Origin of the sequence: Pedobacter sp. AK017, from assembly GCF_014200825.1 — a bacterium.
Taxonomy (GTDB): Bacteria; Bacteroidota; Bacteroidia; order Sphingobacteriales; family Sphingobacteriaceae; genus Pedobacter; species Pedobacter heparinus.
On the sequence record NZ_JACHCW010000017.1, the window covers coordinates 109,029 to 131,641 of the forward strand.

Sequence of the window (22,613 nt, forward strand, 5' to 3'; positions counted from 1 at the left end):
CCTCTTCATTTTTTAATAGATAAATAAGTCGCCTATAAATTCCCCCTTAGTTCCTGTTCGCGTTCTAAAGACTCAAATAGGGCTTTAAAATTCCCTGCCCCAAAAGATTGTGCACCTTTGCGCTGTATAATCTCAAAAAATAAGGTCGGTCTGTCTTCAACAGGTTTGGTAAAGATCTGCAGCAGATAACCTTCCTCATCACAATCTACCAAAATGCCTAGTTCTTTTAGCTGTGCCATTTCTTCATCAATCTCGCCCACACGTTCAGGCATCATATTGTAATAGGCTTCAGGGGGTGCACTCAAAAACTCAACCCCTCGAGCTTTTAAGTCCCTTACTGTGGTCAGGATATCTTTTGTTGCCACAGCAATGTGTTGCACCCCTTCGCCTTCGTAAAATTCCAGATATTCTTCAATCTGCGATTTCTTCTTCCCTTCAGCCGGCTCATTGATCGGAAACTTAGAATACCCATTTCCATTGCTCATCACTTTGCTCATTAGTGCAGAATATTCCGTATTGATCTGTTTATCATCAAAAGAAAGGATGTTTACGAAACCCATCACATCCTCATACCACTTCACTGTTTCGTTCATCCTGTTCCAGCCTACATTGCCCACGCAATGGTCTATATACAATAAACCTGTATCTGCAGGGTTATAATCGCTTTTCCAGTCTACATACCCTGGCATAAAGCTGCCCCTATAATTTTTGCGTTCAACAAATATATGTACGGTCTCGCCATAGGTGTAGATGCCCGACATACGGACCTCACCATGGTCATCTGTGTGGGTTACCGGCTCCAGGTAAGGCCTTGCGCCCCTTTTGGTGGTCTCTTCAAAAGCACTGTAAGCATCATCTACCCAAAGGGCCAGTATTTTTACGCCATCGCCGTGCCGTTTAACATGCTCCGCAATCGGGCCCTCCGATTTTAAAGCTGTAGTGAGCACCAGCCTGATCTTTCCCTGCTGTAATACATACGAGGCCCTGTCGCGTACACCTGTTTCAGGCCCTGCATAGGCAAGCGACTGGAAGCCAAAGGCCGTTTTGTAATAATGTGCAGACTGTTTGGCATTGCCCACATAAAATTCTATATAATCCGTTCCATTTATTGGAAGAAAATCCTGCGCTTTGGCAATTTTTTCTGCAAATGTTTGTGTTGACATCTTAGTTTTTATTAAAATAATAGTTAGTTCTTTTTACTTGCTCCCTGCTTAACCAAAAAAATCAGTATTTTTTACTCCAGCCAGCTTTTGTGGTAATCCTCATCCTCTATTGCCAACGCATCTTCTGTCAGCATCAGGGGCCTGAAGGGATCTATCATCACAGCCAGTTCCTCCGTACTTTCCTTGCCTATTGATTTCTCAACTGTGCCCGGGTGCGGCCCATGGGGAATACCTCCCGGATGCAGTGTAATCTGTCCTTTTACCACACTTTTCCTGCTCATAAAATCACCGTCCACATAATACAGCACCTCATCACTGTCTACATTACTATGGTTATAGGGGGCTGGTATCGATAAAGGATGATAATCGTATTTGCGGGGAACAAAAGAACAGATCACAAAATTGTGTCCTTCAAAAGTCTGGTGCACAGGGGGAGGCTGATGCAACCTTCCTGTGATCGGTTCAAAATCATGAATAGAAAAGGCATAAGGATAATGAAAGCCATCCCAACCCACAAAATCAAAAGGATGTGTACCGTATATATAAGGATAAATCAGGCCCTGTTTTTTTATCAACACCTTAAAATCGCCATAAGCATCTATGGTTTCCAGATCAGATGGCCGTCTGATGTCACGCTCGCAATAAGGAGAATGCTCCATCAGCTGTCCGTATTCATTGCGGTAGCGTTTGGGCGAACGGATCGGGCTAAAACTCTCTACAATAAATAACCTGTTTTTTTCATCATCAAATTCAATTTGGTAAATGGTGCCCCTAGGTACAATCACGTAATCGCCATAGCCAAAGCGGATTTTGCCAAAACCTGTCTTTAATGTCCCCGTACCTTCATGGATAAATATGACTTCATCGGCCTGGCTGTTCTTATAAAAATAATCCGTCATGGATTTTTTCGGTGCAGCCAGCGAAATGTGCAGATCGCTGTTTACCAGTACAGGCTTGCGGCTCTTCAGGTAATCATCTTCCGGTTTAATGTTAAAGCCAAGCAGACTGGTATGTTTCAAATGTTTCTCCCTGGCAATTTTAGGTTCAACTGAATATGGTTCCCCTAAGGCTTTAACAATGGTAGGAGGGTGGCAATGATACACCAGCGAGTATAAACTGGAAAAGCCCTCTGTAGAAACAAGTTCTTCAGCGTAAAGGTTCCCATCGGGCTTACGGAAAACAGTATGACGTTTGGCAGGGATAGTCCCTAATGTATGATAGATAGGCATTGCAATAAGTCAGTTAATTGGTTAGAATAATATTTATAACGATAAAACACTGAAAACGTTTTATCAAAAAGCACTAAAGGGATAGGCTAGAAGGAATATTGCGCAAAAATGATTTTGGAAAGCATGGCATACCTGAATGCGGCCAGGGCTTGTGCGGCTATTCGATTCTGATATGTGAGACAGTTAGTTATCATTTTCTTTTACGTCTGCTAAATTAAGTATTAAATCTAACAACCACCAAACTCCTGGCTACATATTATACCATCAGTTTTAAAATGTCAGGTTCCCCAAAAAAATTGGCACAGCGGAAATGCAGGAAACTGAATTTAAGTATAACTATTTATTTTATGTATTAAGGTAATATATATTTATATATTTAAGGTTTGGTAAATAAATTTAAAAGTAAATGGTTTGGATACAGCTTACAGTTTTAATTCTGCTGATATTGGTGGGTGCACGTATGAAAGGAATAGGTCTGGGTGTAATGGGGGCTGTAGGGCTGCTGATATTTGCACTTGGATTTGGCCTTAAGCCAACTACCCCGCCAATAGATGTGATGCTGATCATTTTGTCGGTTGTTACCGCAGCAGCGGCCTTGCAGGCCGCGGGGGGTATGGACTATATGGTAAGCATTGCCGAGAAGATCCTTCGCAGAAATCCCAACCACATTACCTGGCTGGGCCCCTTGGTTACCTATTCTTTTACCCTTGTTGCAGGTACTGCACACATCATTTACTCCTTGCTGCCGATCATTGCAGAAGTTGCTACTAAAAAGAGGGTAAGGCCAGAGCGCCCACTTAGTATTTCTGTTATTGCTGCCCATCTGGCCATTACCGCCAGTCCCATTTCTGCTGCAACAGTTGCTTTAACTTCCTTAATTGCGCCCAAAGGTTACGAACTAACAGACATTCTTATCGTAGCCATTCCCGCAACCATCATTGGTGTACTGGCCGGGGCACTGGTAGCCAGCCGTCAGGGAAAAGAGCTGATGAAAGACCCTGAATTCCTGGAAAGATTAAAAGACCCTGAATTTGTGAGACTACTGGATGGTGATCCTGCCGATCACACAAAGGAAAAAATTTTCAGCACTGCTGCTAAAAGATCAGTCTATGTTTTTCTCCTGGCGGTAATTAGTGTCGTATTGTTTGCTGCAATTCCTTCACTTCGTCCCTCTTTCCTTACAGATGGTAAAATGCAACCCCTGCGTATGGTCGAAATGATAGAACTGCTTATGCTTACTGCGGCGGCTGCCATTATTCTGGTGACCAAAACTCCGGCTGCCAAAGTATCCCAATCTACAATTTTCCGTTCCGGAGGCGAAGCCGTAGTGTGTATATTTGGTGTAGCCTGGATGAGCGATACCTATTTGCAAGCCCATATGCCCTTTTTTGAAAGCCATCTGAGCGATTTTGTAACTGTTCATCCATGGACATTTGCCATTGCACTCTTTGTCATGTCCATCCTTTTGTTCAGTCAGGCTGCTACTGTAAGGGCACTCATGCCACTGGGCATCTCTCTTGGTATTCCAGCTCCGGCCCTTATTGCCATGTTTCCGGCCGTTAATGGCGACTTTGTGATCCCAAGCTATCCTACACTGGTAGCAGCAATGGGCTTCGACAGAACCGGCACTACAAAGATAGGCCGTTTTCTGATCAACCATTCTTTTACCCCACCAGGCTTAACAGCAGTTATTGTAACCATTGCAACCGGCTTTCTCCTTGCTGCTGTTCTGTTGTAACATCGGCAATTGGTATAGGGTGTTTGTTTAATTTTATATAGCTTTGATCAAAACTTAAAATTCGTAAGCTATGAAGCTGGTATCCTATAAAACAGAAAACAGAGAACACCTCGGTGTGTTTATAAACGGACACATTTATAACTTAAACTCTTGTGATAAGCAGTTGCCCGATGAAATGAAAGCTTTTTTAGAGGGTGGAGAAGTACTGATGGAACGCGCTAAAAAAGTGGATGCCCAGATCAAGGCTGCTGAAATAGAAGCGAAAGAAGAGGTTTTTTTCGAACTGCTGGCCCCGGTACCACATCCGACCTCCTGCCGCGATGGTTATGCCTTCCGACAGCATGTCGCCGCTGCACGCCGGAACCGTAAGGTGGAGATGATTGCTGAGTTTGACCAATACCCTATTTTTTATTTTACCAACCACAATGCCATCCAGGGACCCGGAGAAATTGAATGCATGCCAGATCATTTTCAGAAGCTTGATTTTGAGCTGGAGGTAGCAGTTGTGATTGGTAAAAAGGGACGCAACATCACTGCGGCAGAAGCCGACAATTATATTGCCGGTTATATGGTGATGAATGATATGAGTGCCAGGACCCTGCAAATGGAGGAAATGCTGTTAAACCTGGGGCCAGCCAAAGGAAAAGATTTTTCTACCGTAATTGGCCCATGGCTGGTTACCCCGGATGAACTGGAGCCCTATAAAACAAGTGCCAAGCCAGGTCATACCGGAAATGCGTACGACCTAAAAATGACATGTACTGTGAATGGAGTAGGGGTATCGGCAGGCAGTATGGCAGATATGGACTGGACTTTCGCCGAGATCATTGAACGCTGTGCTTATGGAGCAGATATTTTACCTGGTGATGTAATAGGCTCAGGTACCGTAGGTACGGGCTGTTTTCTTGAGCTCAACGGAACGGGTTTGCTAAACGATCCCAATTTCAAACCACAATGGCTGCAGGATGGTGATGAAGTTGAAATGGAAATCACGGGTTTGGGGCGACTGATCAATATCATCAAAAAAGCAGATACTGATTTTTCTATCCTGGCCCTGAAAAAAAAATAAAAGATGCTCACCATAAAAACATCAGATCTTAGTCCGGCGCAGCTGCAAAATTATATGCAGTATGCCGTTGCGCCCCGGCCCATCTGTTTTGCGACTACCATAGATGCAAAAGGGAACATCAATCTGAGCCCCTTTAGCTTCTTTAACATGTTCAGTACCAATCCGCCTCTCTGTGTTTTTTCACCCGCCAGAAGGGTGCGCGACAATACTACTAAACATACTTTAGAGAACATCCTTGAAGTTAAAGAATGTGTCATCAACATCGTAAACTATGCTATGGTACAGCAAACCAGTCTGGCCAGCACAGAGTATGCAAAAGGTGTAAATGAATTTGAAAAGGCGGGTTTTACCATGCTCCCTTCTCAGCTGGTTAAACCCCCCAGGGTTGCTGAAGCCCCGGTGCAAATGGAGTGTATGGTTAAAGAGGTGATCCATCTGGGTGAAAACCCGGGTGCGGGGAACCTGATCCTGGCAGAAGTAAAACTGATCCACATTAAAGAAGATATCCTGGATGAAACCGGGAAAATAGACCAGGCTAAGATAGATCTTGTGGCGCGGCTTGGGGGCGACTGGTATTGCCGTGTTACACCAGAGAGCCTGTTTAAAGTTGCCAAACCCTTAACAACCTTAGGAATAGGGGTAGATGCCCTGCCCAAGGCGGTAAGAAATTCAAGGGTACTGACCGGTAATGACCTGGGGATGCTGGGTAACATAGAGCAACTGCCAACCGATGAGGAAATTGATGCGGTAAGAAACCTTCCGGAAGTAAAGGAAATTATGGATGCTACTATTGGCGACGCCAGTAACCGGGAACGTGAACTGCAGCAGCTTGCACAGCAATGGTTAAACAAAGGAAATGTAAACGATGCATTAAAAGTGGTTCTATTATAAGCCACCTTTCATAAAACAGGACTAAAGAATACTGATGACCTTTAAGAAGCGTTTTTTGTAAAAACCTTCATCCAGACTGGAAATGGTAACGCCTTTGGCACCTCCTGATGAAGAATGGATAAACTTAACCTGATCACCATCTATGGCATAGATAATGCCTACATGTCCAGGCGTTCTTGAACGGCTGTTGGTACCTGTAAATACAATTACATCCCCAATTCTGGCATCTTCCAGCTTTTTAGCCTCACCACTTGTTGCGAAATCCCTGGATGAACGTGGTACTTTAAACCCAAAATTACTGAACACATAGTTTACAAAGCCCGAACAGTCGAAACCCCTGTTGGGATTGCTTGAGGCAGCCCTGTACCTGATGCCCAGCATAGATTTGGCAAATTCCAGCAAACGGTTGGGAGATTCCATTTTTTGCGTATTGGAAATGGGATTTGCAGTGCTCTGTTTCATCAGGTTTTTCACCAGTTCCTGGTATTGTAAAGGCACGGTGGTCTGCGACTTTGCCGCAGAGAAACTTAACAAAAGAAAACTAAATACAATCAGGTATCTCTTCATATGAATCAGGCTAAAGGTATTAAATTTATATTTTAAGCCTAAGAAATGTTGATAACTTCTTGATTATGGCGTTGTTACTGCCACTGGAAGGATTTTTCCGTTGAAAAACTTATGTGCGGTACGGGCAAAGTCGGCAACATATTTGCCCATTTCAAAGGCCATTACCGGCGATTGATAGCCAGGAAAGGCCAGTTCCAGCATCTCCGTCTGGGCAGAACCCAAGGCCAGACAGTTTACCTTAATCCCGGTATCAACCAGTTCAAAAGCCAGGCATTCCGTTAAGGCATGCAGGGCCGCCTTACTGGCCGAATAGGCCGATAGACCCGGAAACTTTACACTGCCCTGGAAACCACCCATGCTGCCAATGTTCACAATATGGCTGTCGCTGCCCATCAATGGCAACAGGTTCTTGATCATGTTAAAATGCCCCAACACATTGCTCTCAAACATATTTGCCAGGTCTGCTGCTGTGGTTTCAGAAAAAGGTTTATTTACCAGTGCCCCTGCATTGTTGATTAGTATATCTATATGCCCCAGTTTCTCAGTTAAAAAAGGTACCAGTGCAGCATAATCGTCATTCACAATGTCAAATTCTACAGGCAGCAGGGTACAGTCGGGCGTAATGCCTTTGGCTATTTCCAGCAGTTTACGCAGCTTATCGGCCGACCTCGCAATACAAACTACCTTATTATCTTTATTTAACGTAAATTCTAAAGCAGCTTCAAAACCTATTCCGCTGCTGGCGCCTGTCAATACAATATTCATTTAATGTGCTTCTTCTTCTGTAATCAATTGGGTAACCGGGTTTGCAATAACATGTAAACCGTCATTAATCAGTTTTGTGTGTTCGCTTTCACTGGCCGATTTAAGTTCCAGGTAAATACGCAGCTCTTTTTCCAGTTCAGGATAAAGCTGTTTATGGTATAAGATCTCCAGAATTTCCATCGCCGACAGCCAGTCGTAGCGGTGTTCATTTTTTAATGCCCCAAAAAGGACTGGCAATTGTTCATATCCTGTTCCGCTTTCCCTTATCTGTCGTACCGCTTTATAAATGGCATGCAGTTTTTGGGTCTTCTCGTCGTAAGCCACTTTGTGGGTTTGTTTATTACTGATATGGGTAATTTCTTCATAAGCATCCTTATCAGCTGCACCATTGTAAACGGAAACGATCTTTTCGCCAACAGCCATGTCATACATGCCCCAGTCTGGCTGAAAAAGTATATTCCCGTTACGCTCCTTAACGGTACAATTGTCAAAGGTAATCAGAAAAGTTTTTTCATTTTGCTGATGGATGGTCCTGACTGTACCCTTTACCGTAATGCCACTTTCAAACTCCAGGATAGCTAGGTTAAGTGGTTTGATCCCACAATTCAGCAATTGGAGCATGTCCATGTCTTCCAGCGGCGTAGCTATACCCTTCAGTTTACCCACAGGAGATGAAAAACCATCTTTATGGAAATGTTTACCATGTCCTTCCAGTTGTTTATTGCCAATCGCCAAAGCAGAAGGCCCGGTTGTTCTGATAAAAGTAAGCGCATCATTGCCATCCAGTCCCATATCTGTAAACACGCCGGTAACCTGCAAACCTGAACTGTAAACTGCAGTTGCCGGGTTTTTACATTCAATAGCCTTTACAATACTTTCGGTGCCACCTTTCCTGAAGGCCATGGTATCGGCAAAAACTTCAAGTACGTCTATCAGGTTCTGGAACGTTTCAGTTACAAACAACTGGGGCTGGGGTTTGGTAATGTCGTAACTGTAGTTAATGGTATCAATGTTATACCATAGTTTCTGCACCTCAGGTTTCATACAGCTCGAACTTTCACCGATCGAAGAAAGCAAACCGGCACCATAGATCTTTGGATCTTCCAGTGTGCCGATCAGGCCATATTCAACTGTCCACCAATGCAGGCGGCTCAATAAAGCCATTTCCGATGGTTCACCCATATTTTCCGAGATCTGCTGTAACAGGCATTCTGCCTTTGCGATCTCTTCTTCATTGGCATCCACAGCCTCTTTTAAGATCGAAAGGTTCCTGATGGCCTCATAGAGCTCAAAATCTTTTGATGAGAACATGGCCTTGGCACCTATAGAACCAAAATAGCTCAGGTAATTGTTATAGTCCGCGTCGGCAATAATTGGGGCATGACCTGCCGATTCGTGGATAATATCTGGTGCAGGAGTATATTCAATATGATTGATCTGACGGATATCTGCTGCAATAACCAGTACCCGGTAAGCCTGGTACTCCATAAAGGCTGCAGGCGGTATAAAACCATCCACGGTAACTGCACCCCAGCCAATCTTGCCCAGGTTGTCGTTCATTGTTTGCAGGTCAGGGATATATTCAATACTCAGTCCCGCGCGCTGCAGGCCTTTGATATAAGGATAAAAAGCAACATGCTTTAAATAGCTGTAATTCTGGCGCATCACATAACGCCATACGGCCTGGTCTACCGGCGTATACTTTTCGTAATGCTGTTCTACAATAAATTGTCGTAAATGCCTTGGCAGATTAGCTACCTGCTTATTGTTAAAGTCATTAAAATCATTCATTGCATCCATTCATTAATATAGTGATGGTAAAGTTACGCAAATATAAAATAACGCTGTAAACTTAACAGGAGATTTGGTTATGGATGTTTTTTAACCCTGAACGTAAAATGCTTTTGCAGAAAATAACTGCATAGAGATAAAGTTACGGTAATGAAAGCCTGCGATATCGAGGGATAAAAGTGCAGTCCCTCTACCATGTATTTTAACATGGCCAGGTTAAGTCCAAAATTGATGCCTAATACCGCGGCGTATCTGAACATCTGTATCCTCCCTTTTAAGTTAGATTTGGTAAAGACCAGGTATTTGTTTAGCGTAAAACCAATCAAAAAACTGACCAGGGTGCTGATGATGAGCGCTGCCGAGTGGGCGGTAATCAGTTTAGGTACAAAAGGGAAATCAACATGGATGTTTCTTTGGTGCAAAATCCAGTTGTAAGCAATGTAATAGCAGATAATTCCCGACGTTGCCGTAGTGCCTCCAGACACAATGTACCTGAAAGTATGTAAAGGCAGCCAGCGTGAAAAAGGAGGGTAAAAGAAATCTATTATTTTTAATAAGGCCTTTCGCATTGCTCTAATTCGCCGTTAATTTGTTTTCAATCATCCGGTTGTTGTACTGTTGCACAAAAGCTTTCAGGTATTTTTCCATTTGTTGTGCAATTAACGGTTCTTTATCTAATATGTTGTTTTGAGTAAGACGGTCGGTTTTTAAATTGTATAATGAAAGGTTGATCTTGCCATCATTGATCAGTAAATAATCGCCCTGGTAAAAGCTAAAGGTACCATCGTTATTGTTTACCACAAAATTATCCTGTCTTTTGTCAAAAGCATCAAAGCCAAGGGCAAAATAAGGTTTGTCATAATGCAGATAATTCAAAACAGTGGGCATAATATCTATCTGTTGTACGTTTTTATCCGCTTTTCCTTTTAAATCCCCGCCAGGATAATAAAAAACAATCGGAATAGAAAAATATCCGGGAGTGGTTTGATATTCAGGGAAATAAGATACTGTGGCATGATCCGCACACAGTACAAACAGTGTGTTTTTATACCAGGGCATAGCAGATGCGGTTCTGAAAAAATTACGCAGTGCCATGTCTGTATAGCCCAGTACTTCCTGTACAGGCAAATGACCTTTAGGGAATTTACCTGCATATTCATCTGGCAGCTTGAAAGGATGATGAGAAGAAACCGAGAAAAATGCTGAGAAAAAAGGTTGCTTCAGCGTATTCATGGTTTGGGCCATGTACTGCATAAAAGGATTGTCCCAAATGCCCCAGGTACCGTCATAATCTCCTGTTTTTTTATATTCGTTCTGTCCGAAATAATGTTTGATTCCTGCAAGATGGGTATAAGAGGAAAAACCCATCGAACCATTTGGTGCCCCATGAAAAAAGGCAGTTTCATACCCCTTATCACCTAAAAGCTTGGCAATGCTGGTGGTCTTATTCCCTGAGTATACCGAAAGTACAAAAGGCTCACGGATAGAGGGAATACCTGAAATCACAGAAGGTAGCGCATCTATAGATTTACGGCCATTGGCATAAGTATGGGTAAAGGTATAGCTCTGTTCAATCAGCGAATCAATAAAAGGGGTAAAACCTTTGTACTTTCCACCCATCAGGTCTTTATTTAAGCCGCCTATGTGTTCCTTACCCAAACTTTCTATGATCAGGAAAACGACATTCAGCTTTTTAAAGGCAACCGTATCTTTGGGCAGGTGTATGGGATTGTAAATGCTGTTCAATGTCTGCTCATCGTAATAGTTTACAGGCTTTAGTTTAGACACTTTTAAAGTCCTGAATATACAGAAAGGTGTGTTCAGCACCAGGCTCATCTGATCTGGTGTATCCACAAATTCTCCTGCATTGCTCAGCGTAATGGGCCTGGTGCCATAGCCCCAGCCACCACGTACACCTGTAAGGCAAACCAGTGCAATAGCAAACAGCAATACGGTTTGCAACAGGTATGCAGGCCATTTAAAAGTTTTTACTTTTTTAACACCTACCAGCTGGTAAAGCTTTACAAAGCCCCATATAAACAGGGCATAAAGCAGAAACAGGTACCAGTAATCTGTTAAAAAATCTATAAACAGTTTAAACTTGTTCTGTTCATGGCTAAACTGGCTAAAAACAGTTGCTGTAGTTCTTTTAAGTGTATATTTATAGTAGGCAAAATCGGCAAAGTTGGCCATAATGCCAATGCTGTTGCTAATGATAAAAAGCCATTTGCAAAAGCGCTGATAGCCATCTTTGTACTTAAAAGGGGCAGGTACCAGCTGCATTAAAAGGAAGATGGCATTGATATAGATGAGTGCCGAAACGTCAAACTTTAGTCCGCCCCATAGCATGTACAGGTATTTGGGTAAGGTAATGTGCTGGAACAGGCTATGGTTAAAAAAGAAGAAGCCCAATCTGCATAAAGTATATAAAACCAGTAAAATCAGGAACCTGTAGGCCAGGGCCACATACAGGTTTAAGGTTATTGGATTTTCTCTTTTCAATTGTTTGTGTTTGAGGGCGCCAATTTAAGTAATTTGGCAATGATTTGTTTAAATAAAATTCATCGGCGGGATTTCGGCAAGCTTAAAATTTAATGGGGTAGGGATACAAAATCAATCACTGCACAATAACGATAAGTTTTATGTGGTTGTATGCTTACCCCAATTGTATTTAACTGATAGGAGGTATTCAAAATCAGTTTTCTGTGCCCCAGGTCGGGTACGCCCTTATCTAACAGCAACATGCAAACATTGCCCAGTCCGGTCGAAAAACCAAAGGCCAGGTTTTCGCCATTTGATTTTTTAGGGTACATTTTACCGATCCTGTCTTTCATTGTCCGGCCATCGCTAGAGTTGTGTGCAGCAAAATTGTTCTTGTTTAAATCTCTGGCGTGCTGTTTTGCAACCCAGCTCAGGGCTTCATCCGGCCAAAAGGCAGGTAGTAGCTTAATGTTCTTCAGGTCGTTCTTTAAACTTTTGTAATAACTGTCGTTCCTGTTAACCTTTAACCTTTCATAATTGCTGTACTGTTTCATTTGTTCATTATAATCATCAATAAAGTCCTGTAAAAAAGTATTAAAAAAACGTTCACCATCCATGCGTACCAGGTTCATGTAAATGACGATGTCTTTTTCTTCGCCGCTTAGGTAAGGTGCATTTCCGGCAGTATTGGCCATTTTTAATTCTTCCTTGGTCCAGGCATCAGCGCGCTGGGCTTTTATGGAAACAGGAATGAATACGGAAAAAAATGAGATAAGGACAATTGATAAAAACTTCATGAAATGGACAGTACAAAACTTACGCCATTCAGATGATTTTGCCAAATTCGTGCATACCTGTCAAATTAAATAAAGGCTTACTGCTTCTTTAATTACATCCGGTATGGGCTGGCCATCTGTATTTTCAAGCTGATATTGTGTAGTTGGTTCTTTTGAGATGTACACGCCTTTTTGTGCATCAAATTTTAAATAACCCAAATCAAAAAAACGCTCCTCAATTTCATGAGATGAATCCATAGATCGGAATTGTAGTGTTTTTATGCTTAAAGTTTTTTTATTGATCAATAGCCATTTGAATTTGTCCTTTTTAGGGGCATCAGCAGGAAGATTGTTTATTTTAATTTCGATAATACAGAGCTGCTCACTATCAAGAAAGTAAAGGCATTCAAAATTGATCGTCATGATTTGGTTAGTTTACTGGCTGCAAATTTGTAAAATAATGTGAGTTTTTCCCTAATAAAGATGAAAATTGCTTTTAATAACCAGGCCCGGGCAATTCTTTGACAGAGCCTGGTTACGTCAAATCATCCTGGTACAGCTCATCCTCCACTATTTAAACCAATCCGCATAGCGATAAATGGTTCGTTTGTGCCTTACTTTTCTGTACACCCCATCACCCTCTCTTGATCCGGCCAGACTGGTATTGCCTTCCAGGCCGTAAATCAGGTCGTTTCTAACGGATTCAACCAGGCCACAATGGGCAATTCGTTTTAGGGTAGGGAAGTAAAGCCCATACACGATACCCGGTTTAGCTGTAGTAACCAGCCGCGAAGCCGGAAACAGCGCGGGCGACCAGGCCGTTTTGGGCAAAACATAACCAGCCTTTCCAAAACACCAACTCACAAACGCGGCACAATACGGCGCAGGCGATTTGATACCACAGTAATCAAGATATCCTTTAACAGCGATACCACAATTTTCACAATTTGTTTCCCTAATCCCAATTTGGGATCGGGCAATTTCGATAACTTTTTCATATCCTGATTCCTCTTTTTTTATAATATGGCTACTAAAGCCCCAATTGCTGCCAATAACAGCAAGGCAAAAGAAGCCAGCCAAAAACCTAATTGTTGCCATAACTGTAGCGAATTAAACTGTAAAACCATACTGCCCAATCCGGGCAAACCCATCACCATCCAAAAGCGCTTTAGCAACCACCAGCACAAGCCAAGTATCAACAAAAAGCTAATGATGGCCAGTAATACCAGTAGCCAGATACTTGGATCAATATGCCCCATTTCTCCATCACCCAGCACCATCAGTTTTGGTGCGGTAAACCACAGCAGCAACATGATCAATGCTACAAGATAAGGCTCTGTATTTTTCAAAACCGGCTGCCAGGCCGGCATTTTTAAATATATTGTTTTCATGTTTTTCTGTTTTAATGTAAAAATGGGGCTGCACCTGCAGCCCCATTAAATTAAAGTACAATAAACGGCCCTATATAAACCGAGTCACTTACCATTTTCCCATCGGCTGATACTATAGAAAAATAGGCCTCTACAGTATCTCCCGAAAAATCGCCGGGCAGCTGCAGGCTGTAAGCCAAAGCCGAGCGTACGGCTCCACCTTTCAGCGTTACAAATTTGTTTTTTGATGGGTTAAACACCACAAAACTAAACTTGTCCGTAGCCAATCCATTGCTGTCACCAGTAGTGGCAGCCCAACTGTAATCCAGTTTAGCAGCCGTAGCTACATTTATTTGCGGGTCGTTTGGTAAATCCAGCGGGCCCTTGCTAAATATTACCTTAGCATAATCAATGGTGTAATTGGGTGTTACCCCTGTAATCGCATGCAATACATTATAGGAAAAGGCCGCATTACGTGCAGACATTTGCGCATCATACTCTTTAAAGCCGATGTCAATCACACCGCCAAGGCGCCTCAGCCATGAGGCTACCAGCTCAAACCTTAGCCGCTGGTTTACCTGTGCCACCGTAGGTGCTTTGTTTGATTTGGATGGCCGCATAGAGAATACATTTTTTCCCTTTACACGGCGTCCAACGTTGTTTCCGGTCCTTCCGATCATATCGTAGTAAGGACCACCTGATAAAAATCCCATTTTCTTAAAATTTAAGGGTTAATAAAAAAGCATCCCTAAAAGCTTCATCATCTCCCGGCCGGCAAGACATTTAGCCCGATGCTCAAACAAACATAAACAGGCTTTAGTCATCATCCTAGCCATCAAATCATTATGAAACGGATTGAGACAAAATTGGAACAGATTGAGATTTTTTAGTAAAAATTAGAGCTTACAAGAGCGATGATTTTAAATAATACCAGGTTCCGCCGCTCTTCCTGCGTTTCCAGTTTTGTTGTCTTCTGTAAAAAGTACTAACGGTAATACACAACATATCCATAACCGCAGTCTTGGTTAGCCATACCTCTTCTTCTGGTAACGGATCCGGCAAGTCAAGTTTAGTATCTATGGCCTTCATCAGGTCTAGTAATTCCTGCTGCTGTCGTAGCAGCATCTCCATGCAACCGCAACAGCATTCCATACCAGCTGTCATTACTCCGGCAATTCCAGCGTATACCTGGTCAGGTATTGCCCTGCCACTGCATACAAACTGTTCCCCACTACCTTAAAACTGCTTATGGGTACATCCTTATATTTGGGCAGGTAAAACGAATAACAGTAAACCTGTTTCTCCAGATCGTACACATCTATTGCAGCGCTTTTCCTGAACAATAAAAGGTCTTCCCCTTTACCCATCAGTTTCGATTGCACAAACAAATATTTGCCCTGGTTTGAACAGTTTGCATTTACCATTAAAGTAGGCGAAGCAAAAGTGAAAGACTTTTCAGCACGCAGCTCGTCTACCTTAAAGCGGGCCGAATCAATCGGGTCTATCGTCTTTATTTTCTTCACCAGGTTCAGGTTCGTATCGATCAGCAAGATCTCGTTGCGGTAGTGATACAGGTATGTCAGCATGTGCAGCTGCCGGTTATACCTCAGCATGCCGTCCGTGCAAAACAGGCCATCTACCTGCTTTTCAAATATGCCAGTATTGTTCATGCTTTCTCCGCTTCCTGTTACCTTGCGCAAACTATTCGCCCGGGTATCCGTGTCTATAAAACGGAAAAACATCGTTTGTGTGCCCAAAGGCTGTACCTGTGCAAAGTATGGGGCTTTTATGCCATACACCGCTGCCTTCCAAACACCAGTACTGCCTTTCAGGATGCTGCGTTCCAATCCATTGTACAGGTAAAAAGAGCTGGAATCTATATAAGCTTTATAGCTGCCCTTTAACTTTACCTCCTGCCTGTTCAGCTCAAGGCGAATACTTACCGTATCCTTTAACAAAGGGCCAACCTTCAGCAAATGGCCTATGGCCGTTCCGCTGGCCAGGTAAACGGAACTTCCAGCTTCACCGGCCAGGTAATAGGAATTGTATTTTATATCGATGGCCTTATGGCCTTTAACCACCCCAAGCAACTTCCTTTTAAAATTATAGGTAGCCGCACGCTGTTTAAGCGCATAGCGGATGGTCAGATAAAGGACGGGTAAAGATGAAAGTACAGCAACAATGATCAGTAAGTAGTAGAATTTTCTCATATAGGCAAATGGATTATGGGATATAAAAGCAAGGTTTGGAATAAACAGCCCGCTATGCAGCGGGCCGTTTAAGGAGGTCAAACTAAATTGGGAGATCTAGTTTTGTCTGTACAGTGGAATGGTACAAAGCCCAGTCTCTGTATCCTGCAGGTAAGCATCACCACCGGCCAGCAGCTGGCAGGCATTGCCCGTGTAGTTTACATCACAGGTGCCAATTACATTGGCTGGGGTAGTACACTCACCCTGGTCATTGTAAGGCGATCCCAGTAAAACACTTGTTGTTGGTTTTGCCGTGGCAAATACAGTGCTTGCGACACATACAGCCGCAATAACGAATGTGAAAAATTGTTTTTTAACGCTTTTCATTTTGTTTAAATTATAAGATTAATGCCTACTCTGTTTCAATCAGGCTTTTCAGCTTCCACCTGTTCAACGCGCATTGAATATTTTTAAACCGCTTCGTCGTCATGCCTAAAGCGGTCGTCCTTAACACACCCCGTCATCCCGATGGAAGCGCAGCGACGAGGGATCTCTTGAACTATGCCTAAACAAGAGATCTCTCCCTGCGGTTCGAGATGACGTGTGCTAGCATCACGAAACTGGTGGTAAAACCCCAACCACAACCCTAATATCCCCAACCCCACAAACCCTATATTAAACCACAAATGCTCCGACCATTGCATCTGCTCCAAAACACCCCCACAATGGCAAACCGGCCTGTCACTGAACTTCAAAATCACTATGATGTACAAGCTAAACATGATCATCAAGCCATAACTGGCCCAAAGGGCTGGCAATAAAGTCCGTTTAAAAGCCAAACCTATAGCAATCAAAATCTCCACCGCAGGCACAAGCAGTGCAACCAGCAAAGTAAAATCCGAAAGTATAGGCGATTGCCCCAGCTGCACCTTAAACTTTTGAAAGTCCCAAACTTTACTAAATGCTGCATATAAAAACAGCAGGATAAACAGATACCTGATCACATCAATCAACAGCAGGTACCAAAATCTTTTATTCAAAATCAATTTCATATCCTCTAATTTTTTCCCTCAGGCTCTTCTTCCGTTTCTTGCCCGCATCCTTCCAGGCCAGTTCAATCAAATTAGCAATCGTCTGTTTTGCTACCTTCAGGTCTTCCTCTTTATTGATGTCCTTACCTGCAACCGTACCTCCGGTATGCCGGGCATGAAGCACCAATCCATAACTGCCATACAGCAACAGCCCAATAACCGTACGAAAGCACACCCCGCTGTCCTCAAAATACCTGTCCGTTCTGTCCAGTAGTTTTGCCCCTTCCAGCTCCCTGTAGGCCGATATCTCCTGCAACACCTCAAGCTTTACACTCATTTGTCCCAGTATCATGTGCTGCATGTCCGTGTTTTCCTTAAAAGCGCTAAAGTTGGTAGCCATCAGCCCTGCAAACAGCTTCCTTGTCTCTTTTTCCCCGGCATCTTTCGGGATGCTGAACTTTTTAAACAGCAGGTCCCAATGGTCATGCTCGGCAACGGTTGCTTTGATCAGTCCGCCCAAGCCACCAAACAAATGGGTTATCCTGCTGCCATGCCTGCGAGCCTGTTCGGCCAGTTTTGCACCCGATAAGCTTTTAAAACCATTTTTAACAATATCTTCCAGCGCAGCTTTTATCAGGCTTGCCTTTGTAGCCAGTTTATTCCTTTTATTTTTGCTCATGGTATCCTAAAAATTATTCAAAGTTCCTGATGTTCATTTTCGTCTTTACCCATTCCCAGGCGTTCAGTATCCTGTCCAGGTGCTCAACCGTATGCGTAGCCATCAGGCTCATCCTGATGCGTGCACCTTTCACATTTACTGCCGGGTAACCAATCTGGCAGGCGTAAATACCCGCTTCCAAAAGCCAGCGGCATACCTGGGCGTTTAAATGGGCCGATCCTATCATTACCGGCACTATGGCGCTGGCACTGTTGCCCGTATCCAGGCCCAAATCATGCAGGCCCTTTTTCAGGTAACTGATGTTTTCCCAAAGTTTGGCCTGCCACCAGGGCTCCTCGTCCAGCAGGGCCATGCTCTTAATTACGCAAAGCGATGCCGGTGTAGGCGCTACCGAAAAGATGTGCTGACCCGCCTGGAACTGCAGGTACCTGATCATTTCGGGGCTGGCCACCACATAGCCCCCCAAATGGCCCAGGGTTTTGCTAAAAGTGCCCGTAATGATGTCCACATCCTGCCAGGCATTAAAATGCTCTATTACCCCACGGCCGGTCTGGCCAATTACCCCAATGCCATGCGCATCATCCATGGCCAGGCGGGCGCCATAATGTTTGCACAAAAAAACAATCTCATCCAGTTTGGCCAGGTCTGCAGGCTGGCTGTATACGCCATCAATTACCACGGTCATGTTCCGGTACCTGCCTTTATTTTCTTTCAGCTTGCGTTCCAGTACGCCCATATCGTTGTGGCTAAAAGTTCTCATGTTTGTGTTTTTCATGCCTTCAAACATGCTGGCATGGGCACTCATATCGGCCAGCACCAAATCCTTATCGTTCAATAAGGCCAGCATGGTGGCGCTGTTGGCCGTATAGCCCGTAGTAAACAAAATGGCACTTTCCTGTCTAAAAAAGCGGGCGGTGGCCTGTTCTATTTCCCTGTGGAAATCCATCTGCCCGCCAATGGCCGGGCTGGCCGTAACACCCACGCCGTAACGATCTATCGCAGCAATGGCGGCTGCTTTTACGGCGGGGTGCTGGCTAAAGCCCAGGTAGTCGTTAAATACGGTGGCTACAAAGGTCTTGTGCTTAATGTGCCTTAAGGTATCCGGCAAATCCAGTTCTACTTCGGGTCTGCAGCCGCTGATGCATACATTGCGGTAGTTCCACAGGCCACGCTCGTGCTGGTGTGCTATATAATCGCTAAATAGGGCTGCCCGTTCAAACATGTCACAGTCTTTCAGGTTTGCGGCAGCAAAAGTACCCATGTGCGATTGGTTAAAATCTGGTCTCATTTATAAATATTTGGTTAAAATTGATGTTGCCAAGGTAGGGCGTGTTTTGTGCTTTTTGGCTTGCGTTAGTGCAATTTTTTGAAATTATCTATCTGTTTATCAGATGAATAAGAATTTAAAAACTGAAATATTGGACATAGCAATGCCCTCAAATTACGGCTGTTCTTTGTCCTGCTTTTAAGCAGCAACAGGCAGCGTAAAATTGCCGTCGGTTTTAAAGGGTGGGGGAGTGTAGCGTTATTTCATATTTGGTTTTTTTAGTTTTTCTTATGGTTTTTGGTTCAGTTAATTAGTCGTTTTTATATTATTTTGGTTCTTACTACAATATTTTTTTGCGATAAATGGAAAAGCAGAAAAAAAATTCTTCCAGTTTTGCAGTAAACACTCGGGCAACTGCATATTGATTCTTGTTCCATTTTTCATTATGGGTCATTAGTTTTCCAATATTTCTGTTAATGATGGTACAACAGGCTTCGGCTGCCAGTTATTTGGAAGCAAAAGCTCCAGATATTTATCGTCTTTTGGAAGATATGGTAACCGTTCAAGTACATCTGTCAACCATGCCATTGGATTAACACCATTTAGTTTACAGCTGGCCGTCAGGCTGAAAAGCATTGCACTACGCTGGGCACCTTCGTGCGATCCACTGAACAAGCTATTCTTCCTGTTTATAGCTACTATACGGATTGCGCGCTCAGCGCTATTATTATCCAACTGGTACCGCCCATTTTCAACATATATGGTAAGCTTATCCCACCGGTTCAACGCATAGTTGATTGCCTTAACCATAGGCGCATCATTGTCGGGCTGCTCCTTTTGGTGTCTCAACCAGGCTTCCAGTTTTTTAAGAATAGGTATTGCACAATGATAACGTACCATTTCAACTTGCTCAAAGCTTAACGACCAGATCCTGCATTCCTCTTCCAGGCCAAACAATTCGTTCATTAGCTGTAAAGGCACCCCTGCACGCGGATCGTTATTCTTATACAATTCCTCAAACTTACGGCGCACGTGCGCCATGCAGCATACCAGAACATTGCCATTCCGCTTTGAAATACCCTCATATACCGCATACCCGTCCGCCTGTATGGAACCTTTGTAATCTTTCAGCATCGATTCGGGCACTTCTCCCGCCCGGGTGGGCTTATAATCAAAGAAAACCAGCTTACCCCAATGGTGCAGATATACCCAATACCAGCCTTTATGCGTTTCCCCTTTCTTTGCAGCTTTATCGATTACCTTCATTGTCGTCTCGTCTACATTCAGGTGCTCTGCTTTAAGAACCTCTTTTTTTAGTAGTTCATATAGCGGATAAAGCAACTCGCACACTTTTGTGATCCAATTACTTACTGTAGAGGATGGGAAGTCAACACCAATCCGTTTAAACATCTCGATCTGGCGGTAAAGGGGCAAGGAGTCAATGTATTTGGAAACTACTATATATGCCAGTAGTGATGCACCGGCAATACATTTGTCAATCGTCTGCACCGGAAGATCAGCGATCTTCACTGTGCAGCTCCCGTCAGTCTGCTTTTTTACATACTTCTGCCGAACGGTCCTTTTAACCCAGATCTCCCCAGCTGTGTATTCCAGGGTTTCGGTTACTTCGTCCCCCATATACACATCACCTTCTTCATAATCGAAAGGTTGCAGCACAACCTCTTCCCTGCGCAAATGCGCAGGGAAGAGGTTTCTGCCCGGGTGTGCTTTTGGTTTAGTAACCGTTGTCACCTTTTTATAATTTACATCGGTAATATCGGTTATCAAACTACTGGCAATCTCTTCGGCCTGTATGTCCAGCCTTAACTGGTTAAGTTCTGCCGGACTAAGCTTTTCACTGCGACGGCCGTAGATCAACCGTTCCAATTGCAACACGCGGAACTGTAGGCGGGAGTTCCGTTCTTTTTCTGTAGCAAGTTCTGTTCGGAGATTTTCAGCAACTTTTATCGCTTCTGCTGCATGCTCAAAAGTACTCTTCATTTCAGCAAAAGATTCCATCGCCTTTACCGCTTCAAGGTAAAGTTTGAAGGCCGTTTCCGGTTCAGCCATAAAGGCTTCAAATGATGGTAGTACCTCGCTTTTCATGCTCTTGTTACACTATAAAAATACCTATTTTAATTCACTCCAGGGGCATTTTTACCCCATATAATATTCTGATCTTCAGGCCTTTTTTGAGCAAAAACACAGTTCATCCGCAGTCCACGGATCAATTGTAGCAATTGCAGCCTGGAGATGTAAAAACCAAGGTCATCAGCTCTCCCGGCAGGCACCTGAAACCGTCCCATATCTATTCTTTTCACATACATTGCATAACCATTATCATCGTAAAAAAGCACCTTCATATAGTTCTTTATTTTGTTAAAAAAGATAAATGCATCCCCGCATCTTGGGTTCTGTTTCAACTGGCTTCGTACCACTCCGCTCAACCCGTCAATCCCTTTGCACATGCTCACTGTAAATGGGTACATAAAGTACCGTCTGTTATCTAATGGATCGTACATATTACAGCTGCTAGTTTAAGTGTTTAATCAGTTCCCCATCTACATGCCCAAACAGCCGCCATACCCTGCCATCAGGCATCCGAAGCTCGGCGGTAAGCCGTTCAGATGCTTTTTCAAACCCCGGAACATCGTCTACAATCTGTATCGCCTCTACTTTCCCCTGCTGCAGCTCCATTTGCCGGCACTTGTTTTGCCAGTTGTAGTAGGTAGAATCTGTAATCTCAAATAGTTCACAGAACTCTGCCATACTTAGATCACCAAATTCCGCTATCGCTTCTAAGATTTCCTTGTCACTCCGGTGCCTGCGTGACCCTTTTCCTTTTTGTGTTTCCATACTTTATTCAGTTTTTTTAATAAAAACCAAAGGTATTTACACCATTTTACCCCTGAAATATGTACTTAGACGAGTGTTTACATCTACTTTATCCATAAATTTATTCAGATAGGTAAACAGAACTTCTATTTTCTGATCTTGTTTCATTAATCTGTTTTCCACCTGCTCTACCAGAACAGAAACATCTTTATGCAACAACACCATTTCTCTAAGCAATACAAACATTTCGATAATACGAATACTCATTTGTATTGCCTGGGTACTGTTTAGTACACTTGATAACATTAATATCCCGTGTTCAGTAAAAGCATAGGGCAGTTTTCTTCTTCCACCTCTTCCGTTTGATATCACAAACTGTGATATCAAAGCATTCCATTCTTCTTCCAATAGCTGGAACATAAAAGAATCAGGGAAACGAACAATATTTCTTTTAATAGCCTGGTTCAAAACTCGTGTTTCAACACCATAAAGTTCAGCCAGATCACTATCAAGCATTACTTTTTGATCTCTGATCAGGTAGATTTTACTCAAAACCACTTCATCCGGCAGTCCTACAGTTTTTTCTGTCATAATAGCTTTTCAGTCAGTTATGCAAATCTAATCAAATCCATCAATATTAACAATTAATTAATATAATATCTTAATGATTACAAAATGTTGTAAGTAGCAACTTTGAATCTTCAATTTTTAGCAATTAAAAAACACCAGTGAATTTGGTTCAATTAAAAAAGTCGGCTAACATTTGTATGTG

At 43.2% G+C, this 22,613-nt stretch carries 25 protein-coding genes; 3 read left to right on the top strand and 22 right to left on the bottom strand.

Features of this window, described 5'->3' with window-relative positions:
- Positions 1–32: 32 nt before the first annotated feature.
- Both hppD and HDC92_RS20875 read right to left on the bottom strand, forming a co-directional pair.
- Positions 33–1,163 (bottom strand): 4-hydroxyphenylpyruvate dioxygenase, encoded by a 1,131-nt coding sequence (gene hppD, locus HDC92_RS20870; RefSeq protein WP_183876939.1) that lies wholly within the window; start codon positions 1,161–1,163, stop codon positions 33–35.
- Between the two features lie 71 nt (positions 1,164–1,234).
- On the bottom strand, positions 1,235–2,392 hold the full coding sequence (locus HDC92_RS20875; protein ID WP_015809083.1) for a homogentisate 1,2-dioxygenase: 1,158 nt from the start codon (positions 2,390–2,392) through the stop codon (positions 1,235–1,237).
- A gap of 406 nt (positions 2,393–2,798) precedes the next feature.
- Between HDC92_RS20875 and HDC92_RS20880 the strand changes: the two genes are divergently transcribed.
- The 3 genes from HDC92_RS20880 (at position 2,799) to HDC92_RS20890 (ending at position 6,090) form a co-directional block, all read left to right on the top strand.
- Positions 2,799–4,130 carry an anaerobic C4-dicarboxylate transporter family protein gene (locus tag HDC92_RS20880; protein WP_183876940.1) on the top strand — a complete coding sequence of 444 codons (1,332 nt, stop codon included), beginning with the start codon at positions 2,799–2,801 and terminating at the stop codon, positions 4,128–4,130.
- Between the two features lie 70 nt (positions 4,131–4,200).
- Positions 4,201–5,199 carry a fumarylacetoacetate hydrolase family protein gene (locus HDC92_RS20885; protein ID WP_015809081.1) on the top strand — a complete coding sequence of 333 codons (999 nt, stop codon included), beginning with the start codon at positions 4,201–4,203 and terminating at the stop codon, positions 5,197–5,199.
- A gap of 3 nt (positions 5,200–5,202) precedes the next feature.
- The gene (locus tag HDC92_RS20890) at positions 5,203–6,090 is read left to right on the top strand and encodes a flavin reductase family protein (protein WP_015809080.1); all 888 of its coding nucleotides are present in this window, start codon (positions 5,203–5,205) and stop codon (positions 6,088–6,090) included.
- Positions 6,091–6,111: 21 nt separating this feature from the next.
- Here HDC92_RS20890 and HDC92_RS20895 read toward each other — a convergent pair whose 3' ends face one another.
- The 20 genes from HDC92_RS20895 to HDC92_RS20990 all read right to left on the bottom strand — a co-directional run bounded on the left by HDC92_RS20895 (position 6,112) and on the right by HDC92_RS20990 (position 22,432).
- The gene (locus HDC92_RS20895) at positions 6,112–6,657 is read right to left on the bottom strand and encodes a C40 family peptidase (protein WP_015809079.1); all 546 of its coding nucleotides are present in this window, start codon (positions 6,655–6,657) and stop codon (positions 6,112–6,114) included.
- Between the two features lie 63 nt (positions 6,658–6,720).
- Positions 6,721–7,422: an SDR family NAD(P)-dependent oxidoreductase gene (locus tag HDC92_RS20900; RefSeq protein WP_015809078.1), complete on the bottom strand. Its 702-nt coding sequence runs from the start codon at positions 7,420–7,422 to the stop codon at positions 6,721–6,723.
- A complete protein-coding gene (locus HDC92_RS20905) occupies positions 7,423–9,213 on the bottom strand; it encodes an aromatic amino acid hydroxylase (RefSeq protein WP_183876958.1) in 1,791 nt (596 codons plus the stop codon). It lies immediately after the preceding gene.
- Positions 9,214–9,290: 77 nt separating this feature from the next.
- Complete coding sequence (locus tag HDC92_RS20910) at positions 9,291–9,782, bottom strand: GtrA family protein (protein WP_183876941.1); 492 nt, start codon at positions 9,780–9,782, stop codon at positions 9,291–9,293.
- A gap of 4 nt (positions 9,783–9,786) precedes the next feature.
- The gene (locus HDC92_RS20915) at positions 9,787–11,715 is read right to left on the bottom strand and encodes an LTA synthase family protein (RefSeq protein WP_183876942.1); all 1,929 of its coding nucleotides are present in this window, start codon (positions 11,713–11,715) and stop codon (positions 9,787–9,789) included.
- 89 nt (positions 11,716–11,804) lie between these two features.
- A complete protein-coding gene (locus HDC92_RS20920; RefSeq protein WP_183876943.1) occupies positions 11,805–12,491 on the bottom strand; it encodes a CAP domain-containing protein in 687 nt (228 codons plus the stop codon).
- A 60-nt stretch (positions 12,492–12,551) separates the two neighbouring features.
- The gene (locus tag HDC92_RS20925) at positions 12,552–12,893 is read right to left on the bottom strand and encodes a hypothetical protein (protein WP_015809073.1); all 342 of its coding nucleotides are present in this window, start codon (positions 12,891–12,893) and stop codon (positions 12,552–12,554) included.
- Between the two features lie 147 nt (positions 12,894–13,040).
- A complete protein-coding gene (locus HDC92_RS25245) occupies positions 13,041–13,334 on the bottom strand; it encodes a hypothetical protein (protein WP_255484614.1) in 294 nt (97 codons plus the stop codon).
- 152 nt (positions 13,335–13,486) lie between these two features.
- Positions 13,487–13,861, bottom strand: coding sequence for a hypothetical protein (locus HDC92_RS20935; protein WP_183876945.1), 375 nt, complete (start codon positions 13,859–13,861; stop codon positions 13,487–13,489).
- A gap of 50 nt (positions 13,862–13,911) precedes the next feature.
- Positions 13,912–14,553 (bottom strand): DUF6266 family protein, encoded by a 642-nt coding sequence (locus HDC92_RS20940; RefSeq protein ID WP_183876946.1) that lies wholly within the window; start codon positions 14,551–14,553, stop codon positions 13,912–13,914.
- Between the two features lie 190 nt (positions 14,554–14,743).
- The gene (locus HDC92_RS20945) at positions 14,744–14,971 is read right to left on the bottom strand and encodes a hypothetical protein (protein ID WP_183876947.1); all 228 of its coding nucleotides are present in this window, start codon (positions 14,969–14,971) and stop codon (positions 14,744–14,746) included.
- Between the two features lie 32 nt (positions 14,972–15,003).
- Complete coding sequence (locus HDC92_RS20950; RefSeq protein ID WP_183876948.1) at positions 15,004–16,050, bottom strand: hypothetical protein; 1,047 nt, start codon at positions 16,048–16,050, stop codon at positions 15,004–15,006.
- A gap of 96 nt (positions 16,051–16,146) precedes the next feature.
- Entirely contained in the window at positions 16,147–16,416 is a 270-nt protein-coding gene (locus tag HDC92_RS20955) for a hypothetical protein (RefSeq protein WP_183876949.1), read from the bottom strand.
- An 83-nt stretch (positions 16,417–16,499) separates the two neighbouring features.
- On the bottom strand, positions 16,500–17,081 hold the full coding sequence (locus HDC92_RS20960; protein ID WP_183876950.1) for a MauE/DoxX family redox-associated membrane protein: 582 nt from the start codon (positions 17,079–17,081) through the stop codon (positions 16,500–16,502).
- The gene (locus HDC92_RS20965) at positions 17,062–17,739 is read right to left on the bottom strand and encodes a hypothetical protein (protein ID WP_183876951.1); all 678 of its coding nucleotides are present in this window, start codon (positions 17,737–17,739) and stop codon (positions 17,062–17,064) included. The genes HDC92_RS20960 and HDC92_RS20965 overlap by 20 nt, the downstream gene beginning before the upstream one ends.
- A 13-nt stretch (positions 17,740–17,752) precedes the next feature.
- Positions 17,753–19,027 (bottom strand): aminotransferase class I/II-fold pyridoxal phosphate-dependent enzyme, encoded by a 1,275-nt coding sequence (locus HDC92_RS20970; RefSeq protein ID WP_183876952.1) that lies wholly within the window; start codon positions 19,025–19,027, stop codon positions 17,753–17,755.
- A 432-nt stretch (positions 19,028–19,459) separates the two neighbouring features.
- Positions 19,460–21,112, bottom strand: a complete 1,653-nt coding sequence (gene tnpC, locus HDC92_RS20975; protein ID WP_183876953.1) for an IS66 family transposase — start codon at positions 21,110–21,112, stop codon at positions 19,460–19,462.
- A 29-nt stretch (positions 21,113–21,141) separates the two neighbouring features.
- The gene (gene tnpB, locus HDC92_RS20980; protein WP_183876954.1) at positions 21,142–21,528 is read right to left on the bottom strand and encodes an IS66 family insertion sequence element accessory protein TnpB; all 387 of its coding nucleotides are present in this window, start codon (positions 21,526–21,528) and stop codon (positions 21,142–21,144) included.
- A gap of 10 nt (positions 21,529–21,538) precedes the next feature.
- Positions 21,539–21,862, bottom strand: coding sequence for a hypothetical protein (locus HDC92_RS20985; RefSeq protein ID WP_183876955.1), 324 nt, complete (start codon positions 21,860–21,862; stop codon positions 21,539–21,541).
- 36 nt (positions 21,863–21,898) lie between these two features.
- Entirely contained in the window at positions 21,899–22,432 is a 534-nt protein-coding gene (locus tag HDC92_RS20990; RefSeq protein WP_183876956.1) for an ORF6N domain-containing protein, read from the bottom strand.
- Positions 22,433–22,613 lie beyond the last annotated feature (181 nt).